Origin of the sequence: Streptomyces coeruleorubidus (genome assembly GCF_008705135.1) — a bacterium.
In the GTDB taxonomy this organism is placed as follows: Bacteria; Actinomycetota; Actinomycetes; order Streptomycetales; family Streptomycetaceae; genus Streptomyces; species Streptomyces coeruleofuscus.
Map to the genome: position 1 here is coordinate 4,230,369 of NZ_CP023694.1, position 21,469 is coordinate 4,251,837.

Below are 21,469 nucleotides of genomic sequence, written 5' to 3' on the forward strand. Positions count from 1 at the left end.
CCCCGAGCTACTGGGCGTTCGGCCGCTCCCCCTCCCGCGCCGCCCTCTCCATCTCCCGCACCCGCTCAAGCATCGGCATCGGATCCACCCCCACCGACCCGGGCAGAAACTCCGCGATCCTCTCCACGGACCACCCGCCGGAGGCATACGCCGCACGCAACTCCCTCGGCTGCGCCCACACCGCGATCTTCGCCCCGGCGACCGTGTACACCTGCCCGGTGATCCCCTGCCGGGAGGCCTCGTCGGACAGCAGATACACCACCAGCGCGGCGACATCCTCCGGCTCCCCGATCTCCGCCAGTTCCATGGGAACCCCCGCGGACATCCGCGTACGCGCCACCGGCGCCACCGCGTTCGCGGTCACGCCGTACTTGTGCAGCCCCAGCGCGGCGCTCCGCACGAGCGAGATGATCCCGCCCTTGGCCGCGCTGTAGTTGGCCTGCGACACCGACCCCTGGTGGTTGCCGCTGGTGAAGCCGATCAGCGTGCCGGCACGCTGCTTGCGCATCACCGCCGAGGCGGCCCGGAACACCGTGAACGTGCCCTTCAGGTGCGTGGCGACGACCGGGTCCCACTCCTCCTCGGTCATGTTGAACAGCATCCGTTCCCGGAGGATCCCGGCCACGCAGACCACCCCGTCGAGCCGCCCGTACGACGACAGGGCCACGTCGACGACCCGCTGCCCGCCCGCCATCGTGGAGATGTCGTCGGCCACGGCGACCGCCTCCCCGCCCGCCGCCTCGATCTCCTTGACCACGGCCTCGGCGACCTCACTCGTCGGGGAGGCGCCGTCGACCGCCACGCCGTAGTCGTTGACGACGACCTTCGCCCCCTCCGCCGCCGCCGCGAGCGCGACCGCCCGGCCGATGCCCCGCCCGGCGCCCGTGACGGCGACGACCTTGCCTGCCAAGAAGTTCCCCACGCCCGGCCCCTTCCCGTCCCACGGTTTCTGACGGACCGTTAGATTTCGCGGACTCCAGATTCTACGGCCCGTCAGATACGGGAACACAAGCCCCGGGGAGGACTCATGTCGCTGCCGGACGCGTTCCACGACATCGCCAAGCGCGTGAACAACTGGGGGCGTTGGGGAGCCGCCGACGAGCTCGGCACGCTGAACCTGATCACCGACGAGGTGGTCCGGGAGGCCGCGGCGACGGTCCGCACCGGTCGCCGGATCCCGCTCGCCCTCCCCCTCCGGCGCGACGGCGTCCAGACGGGGATGATCCCGGGGCGGATCGACCCGCTGCACGTCATGGTGCAGATCAACCAGGAGCTCTTCGGCCCGGGCACCGTGGCGTGCAGCGACGACGCCGTGACCATGGGGCTCCAGGCGGCCACGCACTGGGACGCGCTGCCGCACGTCTCGCACTCGGGCAGGCTCTACAACGGCCGTCCGGCGCACTCCATCACCCCGCACGGCGGCGCGGAGTTCAGCGGCATCGACAAGGTCCGGCACGTCGTCTCACGCGGAGTACTGCTCGACGTCGCCCGGGCCCGGGGCACGGACCGGCTCGACGGCGGGTACGCCGTCACACCCGAGGACCTGGACGCGGCCGAGGAACTGGCCGGCACGCGCGTGCGGTCCGGCGACGTGGTGCTCGTGCGGACCGGGCAGGTCCAGCTCTGTCTGGCCGGTGACCGGCACGGGTACGCGTATCCGTCGCCGGGGCTGTCGATCCGGACGCCGGAGTGGTTCCACGCGCGCGATGTCGCGGCGGTCGCCAACGACACCCTCACCTTCGAGGTGTTCCCGCCCGAGGTGGAGGACCTGTGGCTGCCGGTGCACGCCCTGCACCTCGTGGAGATGGGGATGCCGCAGGGCCAGAACTGGGATCTCGAAAAGTTGTCCACAGCCTGTGGAGAAACGGGCCGCTACGTGTTCCTGCTGGCGGCGACACCCGAGCCGTTCTCGGGAGCGACCGGCTCTCCGGTGGCCCCGGTCGCCGTCCTCTAGGCCGGCACCGCCTGGCCAGGCACACCGGGACGGCGTGCCTGGCCGCCCCCCTCAACCGCCGGCCAGGCCACCGCCCCACCGCCTGAAGCTGGATGGCGGCGCCGCGCTGCTCACCCCGAGCACGGCAGCGCGCGCCGCCACCCGACTCCGGCGCTCCCGCCCCGGCTCCCGTGGCCCTGACAGGGAGCCGACGCCGAATCACGACTCACACTCGCCGAGGGCCGCCGTCGTCGCAGCCCTCGCCGTCCCCTCACGGCGAATCGCTGCTCACAAGCGTGAGCAAACGGTCACGAGGCGTCAACACCCATTCGGAGATTTAATACTTATGCGGCTTTTGCCTTGGGCGCGCACGGAAGCACATCCCGGCGCATCGCGCATGCCATGAGGAAAACGGCGGAGCCGCCGTGCGACCGTGCCCCGGCTTCGCCGCAACACCACGCGGCATGTGCCGCCGTACACCACACCTCGTGGACCACGCGCCCGGCGGTCACGGACAGGGCATCCCGAGAACCCCGGCCCTGGGCCGCTTCACACCGCCTCGTACGCCAGCCCCTCGAAGGCCGCCCCGCCACCGCACGCCACCGCGCCGCCCCCGCACGCCGCCGTGACCTCGGAGGACTTCGCACACCGGTCCAGTTCGCACCAGATGCGCTTACCGGTGCTCTCGACGCTCCAGCCCCAGCGGTCGGCGAGGCCGTCGACGAGGGCGAGACCCCGGCCGCCGGTCGCGTCGTCCTCCGCGCACCGGGGCACGGGGGCCCGGCCGCTGCGATCGGCGACCTCGAGACGGACGGTGACCTCCTCGGTCACCGCGTGCGGCAGGGACAGTCGCAGCACGGCGGGCCGGCCGGTGTGCACCACGGCGTTGGTGACCAGCTCGGACACGAGCAGGATCAGGGTCTCGGCGAGCGGCTCGTCGGCCTGTATGCCCGACCCGGCCAGGCGGGAGCGGGCCCACCGCCGGGCCCGCCCCACTTCTGCGGGGTCGGGCCGGATCTCCAGCTGCACTTGAAGCACCTGCACCGCTCACACCATCCGAACCGGCGGACACTTAGGCTCGCGCCTCACGAAGGCCACGATCGTAGCCATTTTCTGCATGGCCAGAACAACGGCCGGGACAGGGATCACGGAACGTGAATCCCTTGTGGGACAGCATGGTTGACGTACAGTCACCCCAACAAGCGCTTCGGGCATATTCCAGCGCGAAGGAGTACCCGTGCGGCATACTGTGCGACGCTCGCTGCGGGGAGTCGAACAGGCGGCGCCACCGGGTCGCACTGCGCTCTGAGCCACTCGCATCTCACACAAGGTACCGGAGCGGGCCGTCGACTCCGGGCCGTAACGAGCCGCACGGAGGACACGAGCGGATATCAACGCTCCGTGATCACCGGATGCCACGATCCGCGACACCCCCACGGGCATATTCGGCGACACCGCAGCCAGACGGCCCGTCAGGCCGTTCCGGCCACCAGAGCGGCCGCCAGAGCTTCCTCACTCTCCGTGATTCCGCCCGCACGTTGGGTTCGAACCCATGCGCGTTTCAGATGCAGATGGACCTCGGACTCCCAGGTGAAGCCCATGCCGCCGTGCACCTGGAGACAGTCGCGGGCACCGCGCACGGCGGCCTCGTCGGCGAGCAGGCGGGCGGCGGCGATGTCGACCGGGTCGGCGGTGACGGCCGCCGCGTACACCGCCGCGCGGGCCGTTTCCGACCGGACCAGCATCCCGGCGCACAGATGTGCCACCGCCTGGAAGGCCCCGACGGGCCGGCCGAACTGCTCGCGCGCCCGGGCGTGTTGCACCGCCAGTTCGCAGACGCGGGCGGCCGTGCCGAGCTGCTCGGCGGCGGTGAGGAGGACGGCGGCGGGATCCGGGTCCGCCGCCGCACCGCCGGGCACGCGGTGCAGCGGCGTCAGCGGGTCGAGGGAGCGCATCGGCACGGCTCCGGCGGCGTCGCCGCGTACGACGTCGGCCTGCGCCGGCCACTCCACGAGCCCGCCGTCCACGGCCGAGACGACCGTCTCCCCGGTGGCGGCTCCCGGCACCGCACCGGCCGCGAGGTGGGTGGCGATCAACGGCCCGGGCAGCAGTGCCCGCCCCGCCTCCTCGAACACCAACACGGCCTCCGGCAGCCCGAGTCCCACCCCGCCCTCCGCCTCCGGCAACCGCAACGCGAAGAACCCGGCCTCCCCCAGCGCCCGCCACAACGCCCGGTCGAGCCGGCCAGGGCTCTCCACGGCCCTCCTCAGGGCCTCCCCGCCGAAGCGCCGCGCGAGCAGCCGCCGCGTCCCGTCACGCAACGCCCGCTGGTCGTCCGTCAACCGGAAGCGCACGGTCACCGTCCCTTCGGCAGGCCGAGGATCCGCTCGGCGATGATGCTGTGCTGGATCTGTGAGGTGCCGGCCGCGATGGTGTACGAGAGGGAGGAGAGGCGGTCGAGCATCCAGGGGCGGTCCAGGTCGAGACAGCCGGCGCCCAGTACCTCGGCGGCGGCGTCGTAGAGCTCCTGGCGGGCATGCGAGTACCGCAGCTTGAAGACCGAGCCTCCGACGCCCGGCACTCCGCCCGACGCCTGAGCCGCGCTCACGTTCCACTGCGTCAGCCGCCACAGCGCCCGGAACTCGGCGTTGAGCCTGCCCAGCCGGCGCCGGAGCGCCGGGTCGTCCCAGCGGCCGTTCCCGCGGGCCTCGACAGCCAGTTCGCCGAGCACGCGGCGGCAGGCGACGACCTCGCCGGCGAAGGCCGTGCCGCGTTCGAAGGACAGCGTCACCATGGTCACGCGCCAGCCGTCGTTCTCGTCCCCGACCCGGTTCTCCGCCGGCACCCGCACCTCGTCGAGGAAGACCTCGGCGAACTCGGCCGACCCGGCGAGCGTGCGCAGCGGCCGTACGGTGATACCGGGCGCGTCCATGGGCATGGCCAGCCAGGTGATGCCCCGGTGCCTGGGGGCGTCCGGGTCGGTGCGGACCAGCAGTTCGCACCAGTCGGCGACTTCCGCGTGGGAGGTCCAGATCTTGGAGCCGGTCACCACGTAGTCGTCGCCGTCGCGCCACGCGCGCGTGCGCAGGGCCGCGAGGTCGGAGCCGGCGTCCGGTTCGCTGAAGCCCTGGCACCAGACCTCCTCGCCGCGCAGGATCGGCGGCAGCCAGCGCGCCCGCTGCTCGTCCGTGCCCTCGGCGGCGATCGTCGGCCCGGCGTGCAGCAGCCCCACGAAGCTGGCCCCCACGTAGGGCGCGCCCGCCTTCTCCGTCTCCTCCAGGAAGACGAGCCGGATGGCCGGGGAGGCGTCCCAGTGGACGTCGGCGTATCCGGCGTCGTGGAGCCTGCGCTGCCAGCCGAGGTCGTAGGAGCGCCGCCCGGGCCAGTCGTCGGGGGACGGCTCGGCCGGGAGGCCGGGGAGCGTCTTCGCGAGCCACTCCCGCAGGCGGGCCCGGAACTCCTCCTCCTCGGGGGTGTCCGACAGGTCCATCAGCGGTCGAGGTCCAGGTCCAGCATCCGGATGGCGTTGCCGCGCATCAGCTTGTAGACCGTCTCGTCGTCGAGGCCCTTCACGTGGTCGAGGGCGACCTCCTTGGTGTGCGGGAAGGTCGAGTCCACGTGCGGGTAGTCGGTCTCGAAGGTGGCGTTGTCGCGGCCGACGACGTCGATCGACGCCACTCCGTGCTTGTCGCGGAAGAAGCAGCAGAAGATCTGCCGGTAGTAGTACGTGGACGGCGGTTCGGGGATCGTGTCCCGGACGCCGCCCCAGGCACGGTGCTCCTCCCAGACGTCGTCGGCGCGCTCCAGGGCGTAGGGGATCCAGCCCATCTGCCCCTCGCTGTAGGCGAGTTTGAGGCGCGGGAACCTCACCAAAACCCCGCTGAAGAGGAAGTCCATCATCGAGGCCATCGCGTTGTTGAAGCTGAGCGAGGCCTGGACGGCGGGCGGGGCGTCCGGGGAGGCGGCCGGCATCTGGGACGAGGACCCGATGTGCATGTTGACGACCGTCCCGGTCTCCTGGCAGACCGCGAAGAACGGGTCCCAGTAGCCGGAGTGGATGGACGGCAGCCCGAGGTGCGTGGGGATCTCGGAGAAGGTCACCGCCTTCACCCCGCGCGCGGCGTTGCGCCGGATCTCGGCGACCGCCAGCCCGACGTCCCACAGCGGGATCAGGCACAGCGGGATGAGCCGTCCGCCGCTGTCCCCGCACCACTCCTCGACCATCCAGTCGTTGTAGGCGCGCACGCAGGCGAGGGCGACCTCCTTGTCGTGCGCCTCGGCGAAGGTCTGGCCGCAGAAACGGGGGAAGGAGGGGAAGCAGAGACTGGCCTCGACGTGGTTGAGGTCCATGTCCTCCAGCCGTGCCTTGGGGTCCCAGCAGCCGCGCCGCATCTCGTCCCGGGTGATGCCCTCCAGGGTCATCTGGTCCCGGTCGAAGCCGACGGCGGCGATGTTGCGCTTGTACGGGAACTTCAGGTCCTCGTAGATCCACCAGTCGGTGGGCTGGCCCTCCGGATCCATCGTGATCCGGTACTTGCCGGCGACGTAGGCGAGTTCACCGATCCCGGCGGTCAGCGCCTTGGGGCCGCGGTCGCGGTACTTGGCCGGCAGCCACGTCTCGAAGAGGTGGGCCGGCTCGATCACGTGGTCGTCGACGCTGATGATGCGGGGCAGTTCGGTCGCCATGGGTCCCCTCCGCCGGACGGTACTTATCTGATGTAGCGTCAGATAGCATCCCACCTGACGACCCGTCAGCCAAGGAGCCAGGGGGCAGACGTGAACGACACCCCGCACGCCCTGAGTTCGTCCCGCACGCTGTGGGAGCTGGTCACCCGGCGCGCCGCCCTCACCCCCGACCGCCCGCTCTTCCTCCAGGACGACCGCCCCGGGGGGCGCAGGCTCACCTTCGGCGCCCTGCGCGCGCGTGCCGAGCGGGTCGCGGCCGGCCTGTACGGCATGGGCGTACGCCCCGGCACGGTGGTCGCCTGGCAGCTTCCCACCCGCATCGAGACGGCCCTGCTCTCCTTCGCCCTGGCCCGCCTCGGCGCCGTGCAGACCCCGGTGATCCCCTTCTACCGGGACCGCGAGGTCGGCTTCGCGCTGCGCGAGTCGAAGGCGGAGTTCTTCGCGGTGCCGGGCGAGTGGCGCGGCTTCGACCACGCGGAGATGGCCCGGCGGCTGGGCGCGAAGGGCGTCTTCGAGGCCTACGACGACCTGCCCGACGGCGATCCGTCCGTACTGCCTCCCCCGCCCTCCGACGGCACCGCCGTGCGCTGGATCTACTGGACGTCCGGCACGACCTCCGCCCCCAAGGGCGTGCTGCACACGGACCGTTCGCTGCTCGCGGGCGGTTCCTGCCTGGCCCACGCCCTGCGGCCCTCGGCGGACGACGTGGGGTCGATCGCCTTCCCCTACGCCCACATAGGCGGGCCCGACTACACGGTGATGCTGCTGCTGTACGGCTTCCCGGCGGTGCTGTTCGAGCAGTTCGCGCTGCCGGACGCGCTGGAGGGCTACCGGCGGCACGGGGTGACGGTGGCGGGCGGCTCCACGGCGTTCTACTCGATGTTCCTGGCGGAACAGCGCAAGCAGCCGGGCGTTCCGGTCGTCCCCTCACTGCGGCTGCTGGCGGGGGGCGGGGCGCCGAAGCCGCCGGACCTCTATCACGCCGTCATCAGTGAGATGGGCGTGCAGCTCACTCACGGCTACGGCATGACCGAGGTGCCGATGATCACCATGGGGGCGCCGGACGCCACCCCCGAGCTGCTGGCGACGACAGAAGGCCGGCCACCGGAGGGGATGGAGATACGGATCGTGGACGGGGAGGTGCGGCTGCGCGGGGAGGCCGTGTGCCGGGGATATCTGGATCCGGGGCAGACGGCGGAGGCCTTCGACGAGGAAGGGTTCCTGCGCACCGGCGACCTCGGGCGTCTCACGGACACCGGGCACCTGGTCCTCACCGGCCGGCTGAAGGACGTGATCATCCGCAAGGGCGAGAACATCTCGGCCCAGGAGATCGAGGACCTGCTGCACCGGCATCCGGCGGTCGGGGACGTGGCGGTGGTCGGGCTGCCGGACGCGGCTCGCGGGGAGCTGGTGTGCGCGGTGGTGGAACAGCCCCCGGGAGCCGAGCCCCTGACGCTCGCGGACGCGACCGCCTTCCTGCGCGCGGAGGGACTGTCCGTGCACAAGCTGCCGGAGCGGCTGGAGGTGGTGGACGCCCTTCCGCGGGGCGAGACCCTGCGGAAGGTGCTGAAGTACAAACTGCGCGAGCGCTATGCGGGCACGTGACGCCCGGCGCCCGGGGCGGCTACTCGGGCACGGTGAAATAGCGGGCGAAGGCGGACACGACCTCGGCCTCGCCGACCTTGCCGTCACCGTCCGCGTCGAGCGTGGCGGCGGCCGTGCCGGCGACGTCCTCGGGGACGCCCAGGCACTTCAGGACGCGGGCGGCCTCCTCGACCGTCGCCGCGCCGTCACCGTCGGTGTCGGCGACGTCCAGGGACGCGTGCAGGAAGGGGCGGGCGATCTCGGCGAAGCGGTCGGGGTTGTCGCGCAGGCGCTTGACCGCGCCGTTGACGAACTCCTCGCGCGTGATGCGCTGGTCGCCGTCGCGGTCCGCAATACCGGCCATGCCCTGCCAGAAGCCCTCGGCGCCGCCGTACAGCGCCTGTCCCTTGTCGGACCGGGCCGCCACGGCGAACTCCGTGAGCAGCGCCTTGGCCGCGCCGTAGAAGTCCTCGCGGTCGATGTAGCCGTTGCCGTCCTGGTCGAAGGTGGCGAACCGGGCGGCGATCCTGCGCTCGTACTCGCTGCTGACCATGTCTCTTTCGGGCCGCCTTACGTCAGGTGGGGTGCGTCTCGCTCGGAGCGTACGACGGAGGGGGCCGTTCGGGCGCGGGAAAACGTCACTTGTGCCAAGACCGGGGGAATTCCGGGACAACAGCGTGTCGGAACGGCAACACTCGCCCTGCCGTGCGTCATCGGCCCCTCACGCGGACAGGGGTTCGCCCTCGTCGGCCAGGGCCGCGTCCACGTCGCCGTACACGTCGAACAGCCTGCGGACGCCCAGCGCGCCGAGGACCCGGTTGACGTGCGACCCGTCGGCCGCGCCCCGGGCGGGCAGCACCAGCCGCAGCCTGCCCTGGCAGGAGCGGATCAGACGGCGGGCGGCGATGAGGACGCCGACGCCGCTGGAATCGCAGAAGAACACCTCGGACAGGTCGAGGACGAGACAGTGGTGCCCCTCGGCCACCGCGTCGTGCACACGCTGACGCAGCACCGGCGACGTCACCAGATCCAGTTCGCCCGACACCTGGAGCACGGCCCATTCGCCCTGCTCGCCGCCGGTCACTTTGAAGGTCACCACCACGCCCTTCGATCGCCAAAACGGAAGCAGTCCCTACGCTTCCTTGAGCGCGGCTGCCCAGCGGCCGTTCCCTGAAACACAACCCGAAAAACGGATCCCCCGCGGAAGAGGCTTGTTTTAGTCGACTTCGTTCCTGTTCGATCCTCTTCAGTCAGGTCTGATCGGAGGACGGATGGGTAGCGCGGCCCGACGGCACCCGGCACGAGCGCCGGTGGTCCCCCTACCACCTGCGGCCGATCAGGGGGCGCACATTGCCACAAAGGGGCGTGCGCTAGCGGACGTGCCGACTACATTCGGGGAGACGTCGGACACAAGCTGGACAGGGCACGGGCGCGGCACATGAGCAGGAGGTGAGGGAGCCACATGGCGCAAAAGGACGTACCGCCGCGCTGGGACCGCAAGATGCAGCAGCGGCTCGCCCGCGGGGAGGCCGCCGCCCTCGGTGAGCTCTACGACCGGTTCGCCTCCCTCGTGCACGGCCTCGCCCACCGCGTCCTCGGCGACGAACGCGCCGCCGACGGCATCACACGCGAGGTCTTCGTCCACGTCTGGGAGCATCCGGACGCCTACGACCCCAAACAAGGCCCTCTGCGCACCTGGGTCGCCACGCTGACCCACCGCCTGGCCGTCCAGCGCCTGCGCACCACCGAGACGGCCGCCCTCGCCCTCGAGGGCTCGGGCACCCCGGAGGAACTGGAGCACAAGGTGCGCCGGGCCTCGGTCGCCGCCCGCGCCGACTACATCGTCCAGTCCATGCCGGTCCCGCTGCGCTCGGCCCTGGAGCGGGCCTACTTCCAGCGCCGCGACTACCGCCAGACCGCCACCGACCTCGGCATCACCGAGGACGAGGCCCGCCGCCGCCTCCGCCTGGGTCTGCAACTCCTGTCCACCGCCCACGACTCCGAGGCACCCGGCGCACCGCCCGGACACGGGGGTGCGGTGTGAACGGGCCGGACCGGTTCGAGGCGTACGACGGTGCGGACGGTGACGGGCACGAGGAGGGGGATGGGCAGCAGCCCGGGCGTCCGCCGCGGATCCCCACGCCCCGGGCCTCCGTCGAGGACAGCGGGCTGCCGTTGCCCGCGCTGGAGGAGTCCGGTGACGCGCCGGCACCGCCGCCCGTACGGCCCGTGTTCGAGCACCCCGTGCTGAAGGCCCTGCTCGGCGCCTGGGCGCTGGCCGCCTGCTCGGCGGAGGAGGCCACGGCCGTCGAGGAGCACCTCGGTGAGTGCGGCGCGTGCGCCGACGAGGCGCGGCGGCTGCGCGAGGCGGTCGGTCTGCTGCAACGCCCCGACAGCCTCGACCTGGACCCGGGCCTGTGCACGCGGGTCCTGGGAGCCTGCCTGGAGCGTCGCCCGCCGCGCATCCCGGTGCCGGACTGGGCCGCCGCGTACGACGCCGAGACCGCGCGCCTGGACGCCCTGCTCCAGGACTTCGGCGACGCCGAGTGGCACGCGCCGGTACGGCTGCGCTGGTTCCGGGCCGACGAGGCCACGAGCCGCCGCACCACCGTCGCCGGCGTCATCGCGCATCTGCTCAGCGTGGACGGGCTGGTGGCGGTCGCGCTGGGCCTCGACGACCCGCTCGGCGACGTCACGTCCCGGCGCCCGACGCCGGCGGCCCGCACCGAGGCGTACTGGAGTGCTTCCCACTTCCCGCCCACCCGTGCCGTGCGGGCGCCCTGGCGGGAGCAGAGCCACGGCATCGTCCGCACGGCGTCCTTCACGGGCAGCGGCGTCGGCGGGCTGCCCGTGCCGTACGGCGACTTCGAGCTGCCCCTGCGCGACGCGATGCTCGACCGGGCCTTCGAGTGCTGGGTGCACGCGGAGGACATCGCGGACGCGGTCGACTACCCGTACGACCCGCCCTCGCCGCGCCATCTGCACCGCATGATCGACCTGGCCGCCCGCATGCTGCCGAACGTCCTGGCCCACCGCCGCCGCAACGGCCTGGCGGCACCCGCCCACCACCGCCACCTGGTGACAGCGGGGGAACCGGGCCGCAGTCTCCGCCTGGAGATCGAGGGCTCGGGCGGCGGCGAGTGGCTGATCCCCCTCGACTCCCCCGCCGCGAAGGGCTCCGCCGACCACGAGGTGGCCCACGTGGCCCTGGACGGCGTCGAGTTCTGCCGCCTGGCAGCGGGCCACGTGCCCCCGCAGGAGGCGGCAGCGGGCCAGGTGGGAGACAAGGACGCGATCAGAGACGTGCTGTTCGCGGCGGCGTCACTGAGCAGGATGTAGGAACCGGGTTCCTAGGCGAAGATCACCGTCCGCCGCCCGTTGAGCAGAATCCTCCGCTCGGCGTGCCACTTCACGGCCCGGGCCAGCGCCTGGCACTCCACGTCGCGCCCGATCGCGACCAGCCCCTCCGGCGTCACGTCGTGCCCCACCCGCTCGACCTCCTGCTCGATGATCGGCCCCTCGTCGAGATCGGCCGTCACGTAGTGAGCAGTCGCCCCGATCAGCTTCACACCCCGGGCGTGAGCCTGGTGATACGGCTTCGCCCCCTTGAAGCTCGGCAGGAACGAGTGGTGGATGTTGATGATCCGCCCGGCCAGCGCCTTGCACAGGTCGTCCGACAGCACCTGCATGTACCGGGCGAGGACGACCAGCTCGACGCCCTCCTCACGCACGATGTCGAGCAGCCGGGCCTCAGCCTCGGACTTCGTGTCCTTCGTCACCGGAATGTGGTGGAAGGGGATGTTGTACGAGTCCACCAGCTCCGCGAAGTCCGTGTGGTTGGACACCACACCCGCGATCTCCACCGGCAGCGCCCCGGTACGCGCCCGGAACAGCAGATCGTTCAGGCAGTGCCCGAACTTGCTGACCATCAGCAGGATGCGCATCTTCTCGTCGGCCCGGTTGATCTGCCAGTCCATCTGGAAGGAGTCACCGATCGCCGCGAAACTGGCCCGCAGCTTGTCCAGGGTCACCGGCGCGTCCGCCGAGAAGTGGACGCGCATGAAGAACAGTCCCGTGTCGTGGTCGCCGAACTGCTGGCTGTCCTCGATGTTGCAGCCGGTCATGAACAGATAGCTCGACACGGCGTGCACGATGCCCTTCCTGTCCGGACAGAAAAGGGTGAGGACGTACTGATCGGCCGGGGCCTCGGCGCGGGTGGACTGCTCGTTCATGCAGGACAGGTTCCCACAAGGGCCGACGGGACCGGCAATCGTCCCGCTAGGCGGACCTGGTCATGATCCGCAGTACGTCGAGGCTGCGCGGTGGCGTGTCCGGGTCTTCGCCGTCGCTCGCGGCCAGCCGCACATGCGCGTCCCGGGCCGCCCGGACCGCCTCGGGCCACGCCTGGTGCTCGAGGTACGTGGCGACCGGCGCGTCCGGCCCGACCTGGTGCATGATCCGCAGCACCCGCAGCACGGCCGTGTCGACGAGCGCCGCCTCCTGCGAGTCGCGGAAGATCGTGCCGACGTACTTCTCGGCGGACCAGTGGTCCAGCCAGGTGTCCTCGACCAGCCGGTACACCGCGTCGGTCACGTCGCCGTAGCCGTCCACGCCGGCCAGCCAGACGTCCCGCTGGAACACGGGGTCGGAGAGCATGTGCAGCGCCGAGCGCACGTTGCTGCGCCAGCGCCACCACGGCATGTCATTGACAGGCATGCCGCCCATGGTGGATGAGCGACGGCCACGACGGGAAGAGTTCTCCGAAGCTTGCACGGTCATCGATCGTACGTTCCCCTCCGCATCGGTCACACCGGCCCCTGCAATTCACCTGTGCGTCACCAATTGTTGACCAGAGATCACTCACGGGTTAGCCATGTGGCGGAATCGTGCGGAACCATGACCGGCAGGCGACGCAAGCGCAGCACATTCCTCCCCGGCCTCCTCACCCGTCACGCCAGAAACGGCGTCCTCTCCGCGGGCACGGCGGTCGCGTGCGCGGCTCTCGTCTCCGGCTGCGGGGTCGTCCCCGGCACCACGGGGGATGCCGGGGACGACCCGATCACCGTCATGACCTGGGCGCCGGAGGACACCAAAGCCACCAACAAGCCCGGAATGCCCGCCTTCGCCCGCGCCTACGCCCGTTGGGTCAACGCCAAGGGCGGGATCAACGGCCGCAAGCTCAACGTGCTGACCTGCAACGACCACAACGACAGCGTGGCCGCCGCCAAGTGCGCCCGACGGGCGGCCAAGGAGAACGTCGTCGCGGTCGTAGGATCCTACAGCCAGTACGCCGACTCCTTCTTCCCCTCCCTGGAGGGCGCGGGCATCCCGTACATAGGCGGCTACGGCATCACCAACGCCGAGTTCACCAGCCCCCTGTCCTACCCCGTCAACGGCGGCCAGCCCGCGCTGCTCGCCGGTCTCGGCAGCGCCCTCGCCGACTGCGGGCCGGTCTCGCTGATCCGGCCCGACACCATCGCGGGCGACCAGCTGCCCCCGCTGCTCGACTCCGGCCTGAAGACGGGCGGGCACTCGCCCTCCCGGGACCAGCGGGCGGCGGAGGACGCCACCGAGTACGACGGCCACGCCGATCTGGCGCTGCGGACGACGACCACGGACGCGGAGAACGAGGGGTGCGTGGTGCCGGCGCTCGGGGACCGCAACAGCACCTTCATGGACTCCTTCCGGCGGGCCCGCGAGGAGTACCCCGACGTACGGACGGCCACGGTGCTCGGCAGCGTCGACCAGACGGTGATCGACGCGACCGGCGGGGCGTCGGGGCCGTACGAGGGCTCGTACATCACCGGCTGGTACCCGGTGGCGAGCGATCCCCGCTGGGACGCGATGAAGCGGGTGATCAAGGAGGAGGCCTTCGACGACAACCGCATCGACCCCGCGGACGCCGGAGTGCAGACCACATGGATCGCCTACAGCGTGTTCCACAAGGTCGTCGAGTCGCTCGGCGGCGGGGAGGTGACCGCCGACACGGTCGCGGAGGCCCTCGACGACGGCCTCAGCGTCAGCACGGGCGGGCTCACGCCCACCCTTCGGTGGCAGTTCGAGGGCAAGCTCGCCTCCGTCGGCTTCCCGCGCCTGGTCAATGCCGACGTGACCCTTCAGGTGGTGCGGGAGGGACGGCTGGTCTCGGCGCGGAAGGGCTTCCTCGACACGACGCGGACGCTGGAGAACGCCGACGTGAACTACTGAGCCCCGGCTCAGCGGTGCACGCCCGTACCGGATTGCCTCACAGCTGCGTCGGCTGCCGCTCGGTCAGGCCGTACGTCTTCGCGATGGCGTTCCACAGCTTGGCCGCCTTGGCCTTCTCGGCACTCGCGACACCGCTGGCCCGGTTGCCGGCCTGCGTCTGGCCGGTGACGCGGGCCTGGCCCTTCTTGCAGCCCTTCTTGCCCGCGGTCTGGTCGGCCCAGGCCGCGTAGTGGTTGTCGGCCGAGGCCGATGCCTGCCACGCCTTGGTGAGGGCGGTGGTCAGCGCGGCGTGGTCGGGCAGCTTGTCGACCGTGACGCCGGAGAGCCGGGTGACCAGCTGGTTGCGCTGCCCGGCCGCGTCGCGCAGGTCCTTGGCGGCTTGGGCGAGGTTGTCGCAGCCCTTCACGTCGGCCACCGCGTTGATCACGGTGCTGCGGCTGTCGCCGCTGTCGGCGAGCAGCTTGTCCAGCTCGACCGCCTGCGCGCGGGCCGGGTCGGCGGACGGAGAGGCGGAACCGTCCGTCGCGGGCGCCGAGGCGGCCACGGTCTTGTTGTCGCCGCCTTCGTCGTCACCGCCACCGCCGCCCGCGAGCAGCGCGCCGGCACCGACGCCGAGGACGGCGATGCCGATGCCGACGGCCGCGATGACCGGCACGCGAGAGCCGCTACGGCCACCGCGACCGGACCGGCCGCCGCCGGAGTGACCGCCGCCGGGCGGGGCGTAGGAGGACTGGGGCTGGGAGTGCGGCTGGGGCTCCTCGAAGCGGGGCAGCTGCTGGGTGGCAGCGGCCGGGCTCTCGGCGCCGGGCTCGCTGCGGAAGAGGTTCTCGAACCCGGCGGGCGGCTGCTGGCCCCCGCCGGGTACCGGCGCGATGTACTGCGTCGCCTCGGCGTCCGGGTTCGAGGCGGGCGGCAACGGCCCGGTCCCCAGGAACCGCGTCGCCTCGGAGTCCTGCTCGGCGGGCATCTCGGGCGGCAGCGCGCCCGGTCCCACCGGGGGTATGTACTGCGTCGCCCCCTCGTCGGCAGGGGCGGCGGCGACGGGCGGCAGATACTGGGTCGCCCCCTCGTCGGCGGCCGGGGGCAGCGGCGCACGTCCGGCGGCGGACCCGTACGCACCGGAGGCCGGAGGCAGACCGCCCCCGGCGGGAGAACCGTACGCGTCGGATTGCTGGGGCAACTGCCCGCCGGTGGTGCCGGTCCCGTACGCGTCAGCTTGCTGGGGCGGCTGCCCGCCCATGGGGCCGGTCCCGTACGCGTCGGTCTGCTGAGGCGACTGCCCCCCGGCAGGACCGGTCCCGTACCCACCGCTCCCTTGAGGGCCCGGCGCCTCGGCAGAGGAGTTGTACGCGTCAGCCTGCTGGGGCGACTGCCCGGCTGCCGGGCCGGTCCCGTACCCACCGGCTCCCTGGGAGCCCGCTGTCCCGGCGGCGGAGTTGTACGCGTCAGCGCCCTGTGGCAGCGAACCACCCCCGCCGGCGGGCCCGTACGCACCCCCGGAGGCCGGAGGCAGGCCGCCTCCGGCAGGAGAGCCGTACGGGCCGGTCTGCTGCGGCGGCTGTCCGCCCTCCGGAGGCAGCGGGGCGCCGCCCGTGGTCGCGCCGTACTGGGCGCCGACCGCGGGAGCGCCGTACTGGCCGGCATACGGGTTCGGGGGCTGGGTGCCCTCCGGGGGCAGCGTGCCCTGGCCCGGTGTGCCGGGAGCGGAGTGCTGGGCGTCCCATGCCGGTGCCTGGGGCGGCGGGGACTGCCAGCTCTGGCCCGGCTGCGCGGACGGGGTCTGCTGGTCGGGGCCCCAAGGCTGGCCCCAGGTCTGCCCCTCGGCGGGGGCGGAGGCCGGGGCCTGGCCGGTCGGGGGCGGGCCGGACCGGCGGCCGGAGGGCGCGTCACCGGATCCGCCCGTCATGCCCGGCAGCAGGGGCTCACCACCGTCGGAGGGCAGCACGATGCCTTCGCGCGCGGGGCGCGCCGAGGGCTCCTCGCCCTGTCCACTCTGCGTCACCGGGACTCCTACTAATGGGGGACCTTGTGAATCGTCGGGTCACGCTACCGGGTCCCCGGAGCCCGGTGCCACGCAGCACAGGGCGAGACCTCCTGCCCTGTGAGCGCGGTAACAAAACCGGGTCACGGCACGCCGCTCATGTCACCTCCCGCGCGTCAAGCGGCCGTTTCCCCACGTTCACGCATCCGCAGGCCCTGTGTTCACGCCGCCGTCTGGAGGTCCAGCCGCGCCCCGAACTCCCTGACCACCGCCTCGTCCCGGTACGGCTCCAGCCGCTGCTGGAAGTCCTCCAGATACTCGGCGCCCCGGTTGGTGCGCAGCCCCTCCAGCAGTTGGACGGCCTTCATGCCTGTGCCGCACGCCTCTTCGATCTCGCGCTGCTGCACCTGCGCAGTGGCCAACAGCACATAGCCGATGGCCCGGCGGCGCGCCCGCGTCTCGGGATGCCCGGCCAGCGACTCCTGCGCACACCGCGCCGCCGCCTCGGCCTGCCCCAGATCCCGGTGGCAGTGGGCCAACTCGTCGGCGAGATAGGCCTCGTCGAAGTGCGCGATCCACGCCGGGTCGTCCCCGGCGGCCGGATCAGCCGCCTCCAGGGCGCTCACCGCGCGCCCGGCGGCGGTCTGGGCGGCGCGCGCGTCGCCCATCAGTGCGTGGCCGCGCGCCTCCGCCGCGTGGAACATCGACTCCGCACGCGGTGTCACGCGCCCCCGCGCCCCCTCCTGCGCCGCCCGCGCCAACTGCGCGATCTCCCGCGGGTTCCCGAGCTGCGCGGCGAGGTGGCTCATGGAGGCGGCGAGCACGTACCCGCCGTAACCCCGGTCCCCGGCCGCCTGGGCGAGCCGCAGCGCCTGGATGTAGTAGCGCTGGGCCAGACCGGGCTGCCCCGTGTCCACGGCCATGTACCCGGCGAGCTCGGTCAGCCGGGCCACGGCGGCGAACAGGTCCCGCCCCACCGCCTCCCGGTACGACCCCGCCAGCAGCCCCGAGACGACGCTGTTGAGGTAGTGCACGACGACCGGCCGCACATGCCCGCTGCCGTACTGGTGGTCGAGATCCACCAGCGCCTGTGTCATGGCCCGCACGGCCTCCACGTCGGACTGCCCCACCCGCGGCCCGGCCGAGCGCGACACCTGCGCATCCGGCGCGGAGATCAGCCAGTCACGGCTGGGCTCGACCAGCGCGGACGCGGCGACGGAGGAGCCGGACAGGAAGTCCCGCCGCCCCACGTCACTGCGCCACAGCTCGCAGACCTGCTCGATGGCCCCCAGCACCGTCGGCGAGAACTGGAGACCGACGCCCGAGGCGAGGTTCTTGCCGTTGGCCATGCCGATCTCGTCGATCGTGACCGTACGGCCGAGCTTGCGGCCCAGCGCCTCGGCGATGATCGCCGGTGCCCGGCCCCTTGGCTGCTGCCCGCGCAGCCAGCGCGCCACCGACGTCTTGTCGTAGCGCAGGTCGAGGCCGTGCTCGGCCCCGCACATGTTGACCCGGCGGGCGAGGCCGGCGTTGGAGCATCCGGCTTCCTGGATGAGCGCCTGGAGCCGTTCGTTCGGCTGCCGGGCGACGAGCGGCCTTGCGGCCATGGCGTACCCCCTGTGGCTGCGGTGCCTGCCCACGCACCGAGTTGACGTGTCTTCCGCGGCCGAGCCCCTTCACGCTCCAGCGAAAGGATCCGGCCGTGAAGATCAATGCCCCGCCGACCAGGCGAAAATGCGAGGCATGTGAGGATTGCCGGGGTAACGGCTGTTGCCGGCCCCACTCGTGGCTACCCAGCTCCGGCCGCGGTTCCTCCTGCGCGCCCCCGCACATGCACCCATGCGCCCCGACTACAGGGGCGGTGCTCCTCCCCGCGCACGCGGGTGGGCGTAACCCCTGGTGACGACCAGAGTTGTGTTCATCGTGGAAGAGACGATCGCCGGCACCGAAGCCGCTCAGATCCCGAAGCAGCGCGGGGAATCGCTGCTGGAGACCGCTGTTCGCTACGCCGAGGAGCGTCACTGGGACGTGTTCCCCGGCACCTGGCTGGAAGCCGCCGACGGCGCTCAGCGCTGCTCCTGCGGTGACGCCGCGTGCCCGGCGCCCGGGTCGCACCCGGCGCGTCCGGACTGGGAGTCGCAGGCGACGGGCAGTGCGACCGTCGCGCGGCGGATGTGGCAGAAGCAGGCGACGGCGTCGATCCTGCTGCCGACGGGGCGTACCTTCGATGCGATTTCCGTGCCGGAGACCGCCGGGTTTCTCGCGCTGGCGCGGATGGAGCGGATGGAGCTGACGCTCGGGCCGGTGACGCTCACGCCGGATCGGCGGATGGAGTTCTTCGTGCTGCCGGGGGCCGCTGTGAAGGTTCCTGATCTGGTGCGGAAGCTGGGGTGGTCGTTGTCGTCGCTGGATCTGACGGTGCTGGGTGAGGGCGCGTATGTGGCTGCGCCGCCTACGCGGTTCGGGTCTCGGGGGGCTGTGCAGTGGGCCTGCCGGCCTACGCCTGCGAATCGGTGGCTGCCGGATGCGGAGGAGTTGATCTCGCCGTTGGCGTATGCGTGCGGCAGGGATCGGTAAGCGCCTGTTCGTCTGCCTGGTCCGTGTTCGTCGGCGGGTGCGGGTCGTTCGTGGTTGATCGCGCAGTTCCCCGCGCCCCTTTGGGCACGCTGCCCCACCGTAGGGTTCATCTTGACGGAGGGAGATGCGGTGGGATCCAGCGCTGTGCGTGTGCAGGGGCTCTGGAAGCGGTTCGGGCAGCAGGTCGCTGTTGCCGGGGTCGATCTGGAGTTGCCCGCGGGCAAGTTCATCGGGCTCGTCGGGCCGAACGGGGCCGGGAAGACCACCACGTTGTCGATGGTGACCGGGCTGCTCAGGCCCGATCAGGGCACCGTCGAAGTGGTGGGGCACGACGTGTGGCGGGACCCCGTCGAGGTGAAGGCGCGGATCGGGGTGCTGCCGGAGGGGCTGCGGCTCTTCGAGCGGCTGTCGGGGCGGGAACTGCTGGCGTACAGCGGGCGGTTGCGCGGGCTGCCCGGTGCCGAGGTCGACAAGCGGGCCACACAGCTCCTCGACGTCCTCGATCTGGCGGGCGCCCAGCACAAGCTCGTCGTCGACTACTCCACCGGTATGCGCAAGAAGATCGGGCTCGCCACGGCCCTCCTCCACAATCCCGAAGTCCTTTTCCTGGACGAGCCGTTCGAGGGCGTCGATCCCGTCTCCGCCCAGACCATCCGGGGCGTCCTGGAGCGGTACACCGCCTCGGGCGCCACGGTCGTGTTCTCTTCCCACGTCATGGAGCTCGTCGAGTCACTGTGTGACTGGGTGGCCGTCATGGCCGCCGGGCGGATCCGCGCGCACGGGACGCTGGCGGAGGTGCGGGGTGACGCGCCCTCGTTGCAGCGGGCGTTCCTGGAGCTCGTCGGGGCGCAGAGCCGGGACGCCGGATCCGATCTCGACTGGCTGGGCGGCGGGTCCCGGTGAGCGGCTCCACGATCACCCCCGTCGTCGTACGGCTGAAGCTCTCGCTGCTGCGCAACGGGCTGCGGCAGTCCGGCGGGCGCAAGGCGGCCTACATCGCCTCGGCCGTCTTCGCCCTGCTGTTCGCCGCGCTGCAGCTGATCGGCCTGATCGCGCTGCGCGGGCACGCGCACGCCGAGTCGGTGGTCGTGCTGGCGGCGGCGGTGCTGGGGCTCGGCTGGGCGGTGATGCCGCTGTTCTTCCCCAGCGGTGACGAGACCCTCGACCCGACCCGGCTGGTGATGCTGCCGCTGCGCCCCCGGCCGCTGGTGCGGGCCCTGCTCACGGCGTCGCTGGTCGGCATCGGGCCGCTGTTCACGCTGTGCCTGCTGGTCGGATCCGTGGTCGCCGTGGCAGAGGGCGGGGCGGGGTTCGCCGTCGGTGTCGCCGCCGTCGTGCTGGCGCTGCTCGTGTGCGTGGCCCTCGCGCGGGCCGTGGCCGCCGCCAACGTCCGGTTGCTGACCAGCCGCAAAGGGCGGGACCTCGCGGTGCTGAGCGGACTGGTCATCGCGATCGGGGCGCAGGTCGTCAACTTCGGCGCGCAGCGGCTCGGGGCGTCCGGGCTTGGCGAGCTCGACCCGGCGGCGGACGTGCTCCAGTGGGTGCCGCCCGCGTCGGCGATCGCGGCCGTACACGCGGTGGGCGAGGGGTCGTACGGTCTCGCCGCCGTGCAACTGGCGCTGACCGCCGGCGCGCTGGCCGCGCTGCTCGCGGTGTGGTCGCGGCATCTGACCCGGCTGATGACCTCGCCCGACGGGTCGACGCTGCCGGCCGCCGAGTCGGCCGCCCGCGAGCGGACGTCGACCGGGCTCGGGCGGCTGCTGCCCTCCGGCCGCACCGGCACGGTGATGGAGCGCAGCCTGCGGTACGTGTGGCGCGACCCCAAGACCAAGGCGGCCTGGGTGACGTCGCTGGCCATCGGTCTGATCGTGCCGGTGTTCAACGCCTGGCAGGGCACCGGGTCCGTGTACTTCGCCTGCTTCGCCGCCGGGATGCTCGGCATCCAGATGTACAACCAGTTCGGGCAGGACACCTCGGCGTTCTGGATGGTCGCGATGACGATCTCGTCGACCCGCGACGCCTACGTCGAACTGCGCGCCCGCGCGCTGGCCCTGCTGCTGATCACCCTGCCGTACGCCACGCTCGTCACCGTGGTGACGACCGCCATGCTCGGCGACTGGCGGCGGCTGCCCGAGGCGCTGGGGCTGTCCTTCGCGCTGCTCGGCGCGATGCTCGCGACCGGGGCGTGGACGTCCGCCCGCTTCCCCTACTCCATCCCGCAGGAGGGCTACAAGAACGTCGCCCCCGGACAGACCGGGCTCGCCTGGATCTCCATCTTCGGCGGGATGATCGCCGCCGCCCTGCTGTGCGCGCCCGTCATCGCGCTCACGATCTGGCTGAACGTGACCGCCGACGGCGACGCCTGGACGTGGCTGCTGCTGCCGGTGGGCACGGCGTACGCGGCGGCGCTCACGGCGGTGGGGCTGCGGCTCGCCGCTCCGCAGACGGCCCGGCGGTTGCCGGAGATCCTCACGGCGGTCAGCAAGGGGTGACCGCGGGAC

19 protein-coding genes are annotated in these 21,469 nt (G+C 72.1%); 8 read left to right on the top strand and 11 right to left on the bottom strand.

The features are described from left to right. Positions 1 to 7: 7 nt before the first annotated feature. The gene (locus CP976_RS19455; protein WP_150481532.1) at positions 8 to 922 is read right to left on the bottom strand and encodes an SDR family oxidoreductase; all 915 of its coding nucleotides are present in this window, start codon (positions 920 to 922) and stop codon (positions 8 to 10) included. 105 nt (positions 923 to 1,027) lie between these two features. Between CP976_RS19455 and CP976_RS19460 the strand changes: the two genes are divergently transcribed. Further along, complete coding sequence (locus CP976_RS19460) at positions 1,028 to 1,954, top strand: cyclase family protein (protein ID WP_150481533.1); 927 nt, start codon at positions 1,028 to 1,030, stop codon at positions 1,952 to 1,954. Positions 1,955 to 2,482: 528 nt separating this feature from the next. Here the strand turns inward: CP976_RS19460 and CP976_RS19465 are convergent. The 4 genes from CP976_RS19465 to CP976_RS19480 form a co-directional block, all read right to left on the bottom strand. Continuing rightward, the gene (locus CP976_RS19465; RefSeq protein ID WP_167537565.1) at positions 2,483 to 2,962 is read right to left on the bottom strand and encodes an ATP-binding protein; all 480 of its coding nucleotides are present in this window, start codon (positions 2,960 to 2,962) and stop codon (positions 2,483 to 2,485) included. 443 nt (positions 2,963 to 3,405) lie between these two features. After that, positions 3,406 to 4,287 carry an acyl-CoA dehydrogenase family protein gene (locus CP976_RS19470; RefSeq protein ID WP_150485412.1) on the bottom strand — a complete coding sequence of 294 codons (882 nt, stop codon included), beginning with the start codon at positions 4,285 to 4,287 and terminating at the stop codon, positions 3,406 to 3,408. A gap of 2 nt (positions 4,288 to 4,289) precedes the next feature. Next, the gene (locus tag CP976_RS19475; protein ID WP_150481535.1) at positions 4,290 to 5,423 is read right to left on the bottom strand and encodes an acyl-CoA dehydrogenase family protein; all 1,134 of its coding nucleotides are present in this window, start codon (positions 5,421 to 5,423) and stop codon (positions 4,290 to 4,292) included. After that, the gene (locus tag CP976_RS19480; protein ID WP_150481536.1) at positions 5,423 to 6,619 is read right to left on the bottom strand and encodes an amidohydrolase family protein; all 1,197 of its coding nucleotides are present in this window, start codon (positions 6,617 to 6,619) and stop codon (positions 5,423 to 5,425) included. Before CP976_RS19480 ends, CP976_RS19475 begins: the two co-directional genes overlap by 1 nt. Positions 6,620 to 6,709: 90 nt before the next feature. Between CP976_RS19480 and CP976_RS19485 the strand changes: the two genes are divergently transcribed. Next, on the top strand, positions 6,710 to 8,224 hold the full coding sequence (locus CP976_RS19485) for an AMP-binding protein (protein WP_150481537.1): 1,515 nt from the start codon (positions 6,710 to 6,712) through the stop codon (positions 8,222 to 8,224). 19 nt (positions 8,225 to 8,243) lie between these two features. On the opposite strand, the gene CP976_RS19490 is transcribed toward CP976_RS19485, so the two are convergent. After that, the gene (locus CP976_RS19490; protein WP_150481538.1) at positions 8,244 to 8,756 is read right to left on the bottom strand and encodes an EF-hand domain-containing protein; all 513 of its coding nucleotides are present in this window, start codon (positions 8,754 to 8,756) and stop codon (positions 8,244 to 8,246) included. A gap of 168 nt (positions 8,757 to 8,924) precedes the next feature. Then, positions 8,925 to 9,305: an STAS domain-containing protein gene (locus CP976_RS19495; protein WP_086604412.1), complete on the bottom strand. Its 381-nt coding sequence runs from the start codon at positions 9,303 to 9,305 to the stop codon at positions 8,925 to 8,927. A 360-nt stretch (positions 9,306 to 9,665) separates the two neighbouring features. Here CP976_RS19495 and CP976_RS19500 point away from each other — a divergent pair, with 360 nt between their 5' ends. Beyond that, positions 9,666 to 10,247, top strand: coding sequence for a sigma-70 family RNA polymerase sigma factor (locus tag CP976_RS19500; RefSeq protein WP_150481539.1), 582 nt, complete (start codon positions 9,666 to 9,668; stop codon positions 10,245 to 10,247). After that, complete coding sequence (locus CP976_RS19505; protein ID WP_150481540.1) at positions 10,244 to 11,542, top strand: zf-HC2 domain-containing protein; 1,299 nt, start codon at positions 10,244 to 10,246, stop codon at positions 11,540 to 11,542. The genes CP976_RS19500 and CP976_RS19505 overlap by 4 nt, the downstream gene beginning before the upstream one ends. 11 nt (positions 11,543 to 11,553) lie before the next feature. On the opposite strand, the gene purU is transcribed toward CP976_RS19505, so the two are convergent. Further along, on the bottom strand, positions 11,554 to 12,435 hold the full coding sequence (gene purU, locus CP976_RS19510; RefSeq protein ID WP_150481541.1) for a formyltetrahydrofolate deformylase: 882 nt from the start codon (positions 12,433 to 12,435) through the stop codon (positions 11,554 to 11,556). A gap of 46 nt (positions 12,436 to 12,481) precedes the next feature. After that, positions 12,482 to 12,982 carry an SCO4402 family protein gene (locus tag CP976_RS19515; RefSeq protein ID WP_059422658.1) on the bottom strand — a complete coding sequence of 167 codons (501 nt, stop codon included), beginning with the start codon at positions 12,980 to 12,982 and terminating at the stop codon, positions 12,482 to 12,484. Between the two features lie 117 nt (positions 12,983 to 13,099). On the opposite strand from CP976_RS19515, the gene CP976_RS19520 reads away from it, so the two are divergent. Then, positions 13,100 to 14,410, top strand: coding sequence for an ABC transporter substrate-binding protein (locus CP976_RS19520; RefSeq protein ID WP_150481542.1), 1,311 nt, complete (start codon positions 13,100 to 13,102; stop codon positions 14,408 to 14,410). A 37-nt stretch (positions 14,411 to 14,447) separates the two neighbouring features. On the opposite strand, the gene CP976_RS19525 is transcribed toward CP976_RS19520, so the two are convergent. Both CP976_RS19525 and CP976_RS19530 read right to left on the bottom strand, forming a co-directional pair. Beyond that, positions 14,448 to 16,412 (bottom strand): hypothetical protein, encoded by a 1,965-nt coding sequence (locus CP976_RS19525; protein ID WP_150481543.1) that lies wholly within the window; start codon positions 16,410 to 16,412, stop codon positions 14,448 to 14,450. Positions 16,413 to 16,612: 200 nt separating this feature from the next. Next, complete coding sequence (locus CP976_RS19530; RefSeq protein WP_150481544.1) at positions 16,613 to 17,998, bottom strand: NsdA family TPR-like regulatory protein; 1,386 nt, start codon at positions 17,996 to 17,998, stop codon at positions 16,613 to 16,615. 307 nt (positions 17,999 to 18,305) lie between these two features. Between CP976_RS19530 and CP976_RS19535 the strand changes: the two genes are divergently transcribed. From CP976_RS19535 to CP976_RS19545, 3 genes are all read left to right on the top strand, one after another. Beyond that, complete coding sequence (locus CP976_RS19535; RefSeq protein ID WP_150481545.1) at positions 18,306 to 18,968, top strand: bifunctional DNA primase/polymerase; 663 nt, start codon at positions 18,306 to 18,308, stop codon at positions 18,966 to 18,968. Positions 18,969 to 19,079: 111 nt separating this feature from the next. Continuing rightward, positions 19,080 to 19,871 carry an ABC transporter ATP-binding protein gene (locus CP976_RS19540; protein WP_150481546.1) on the top strand — a complete coding sequence of 264 codons (792 nt, stop codon included), beginning with the start codon at positions 19,080 to 19,082 and terminating at the stop codon, positions 19,869 to 19,871. Further along, positions 19,868 to 21,460, top strand: a complete 1,593-nt coding sequence (locus CP976_RS19545) for a transporter (protein WP_190146924.1) — start codon at positions 19,868 to 19,870, stop codon at positions 21,458 to 21,460. Before CP976_RS19540 ends, CP976_RS19545 begins: the two co-directional genes overlap by 4 nt. The last annotated feature ends 9 nt before the right edge of the window (positions 21,461 to 21,469 follow it).

Coding starts and splice junctions, on each gene's coding strand:
- CP976_RS19520 (WP_150481542.1), top strand. CDS start 13,100: ATGACCGGCAGGCGACGCAAGCGCAGCACATTCCTCCCCGGCCTCCTC.
- purU (WP_150481541.1), bottom strand. CDS start 12,435: ATGAACGAGCAGTCCACCCGCGCCGAGGCCCCGGCCGATCAGTACGTC.
- CP976_RS19480 (WP_150481536.1), bottom strand. CDS start 6,619: ATGGCGACCGAACTGCCCCGCATCATCAGCGTCGACGACCACGTGATC.
- CP976_RS19460 (WP_150481533.1), top strand. CDS start 1,028: ATGTCGCTGCCGGACGCGTTCCACGACATCGCCAAGCGCGTGAACAAC.
- CP976_RS19500 (WP_150481539.1), top strand. CDS start 9,666: ATGGCGCAAAAGGACGTACCGCCGCGCTGGGACCGCAAGATGCAGCAG.
- CP976_RS19530 (WP_150481544.1), bottom strand. CDS start 17,998: ATGGCCGCAAGGCCGCTCGTCGCCCGGCAGCCGAACGAACGGCTCCAG.
- CP976_RS19475 (WP_150481535.1), bottom strand. CDS start 5,423: ATGGACCTGTCGGACACCCCCGAGGAGGAGGAGTTCCGGGCCCGCCTG.
- CP976_RS19515 (WP_059422658.1), bottom strand. CDS start 12,982: ATGACCGTGCAAGCTTCGGAGAACTCTTCCCGTCGTGGCCGTCGCTCA.
- CP976_RS19490 (WP_150481538.1), bottom strand. CDS start 8,756: ATGGTCAGCAGCGAGTACGAGCGCAGGATCGCCGCCCGGTTCGCCACC.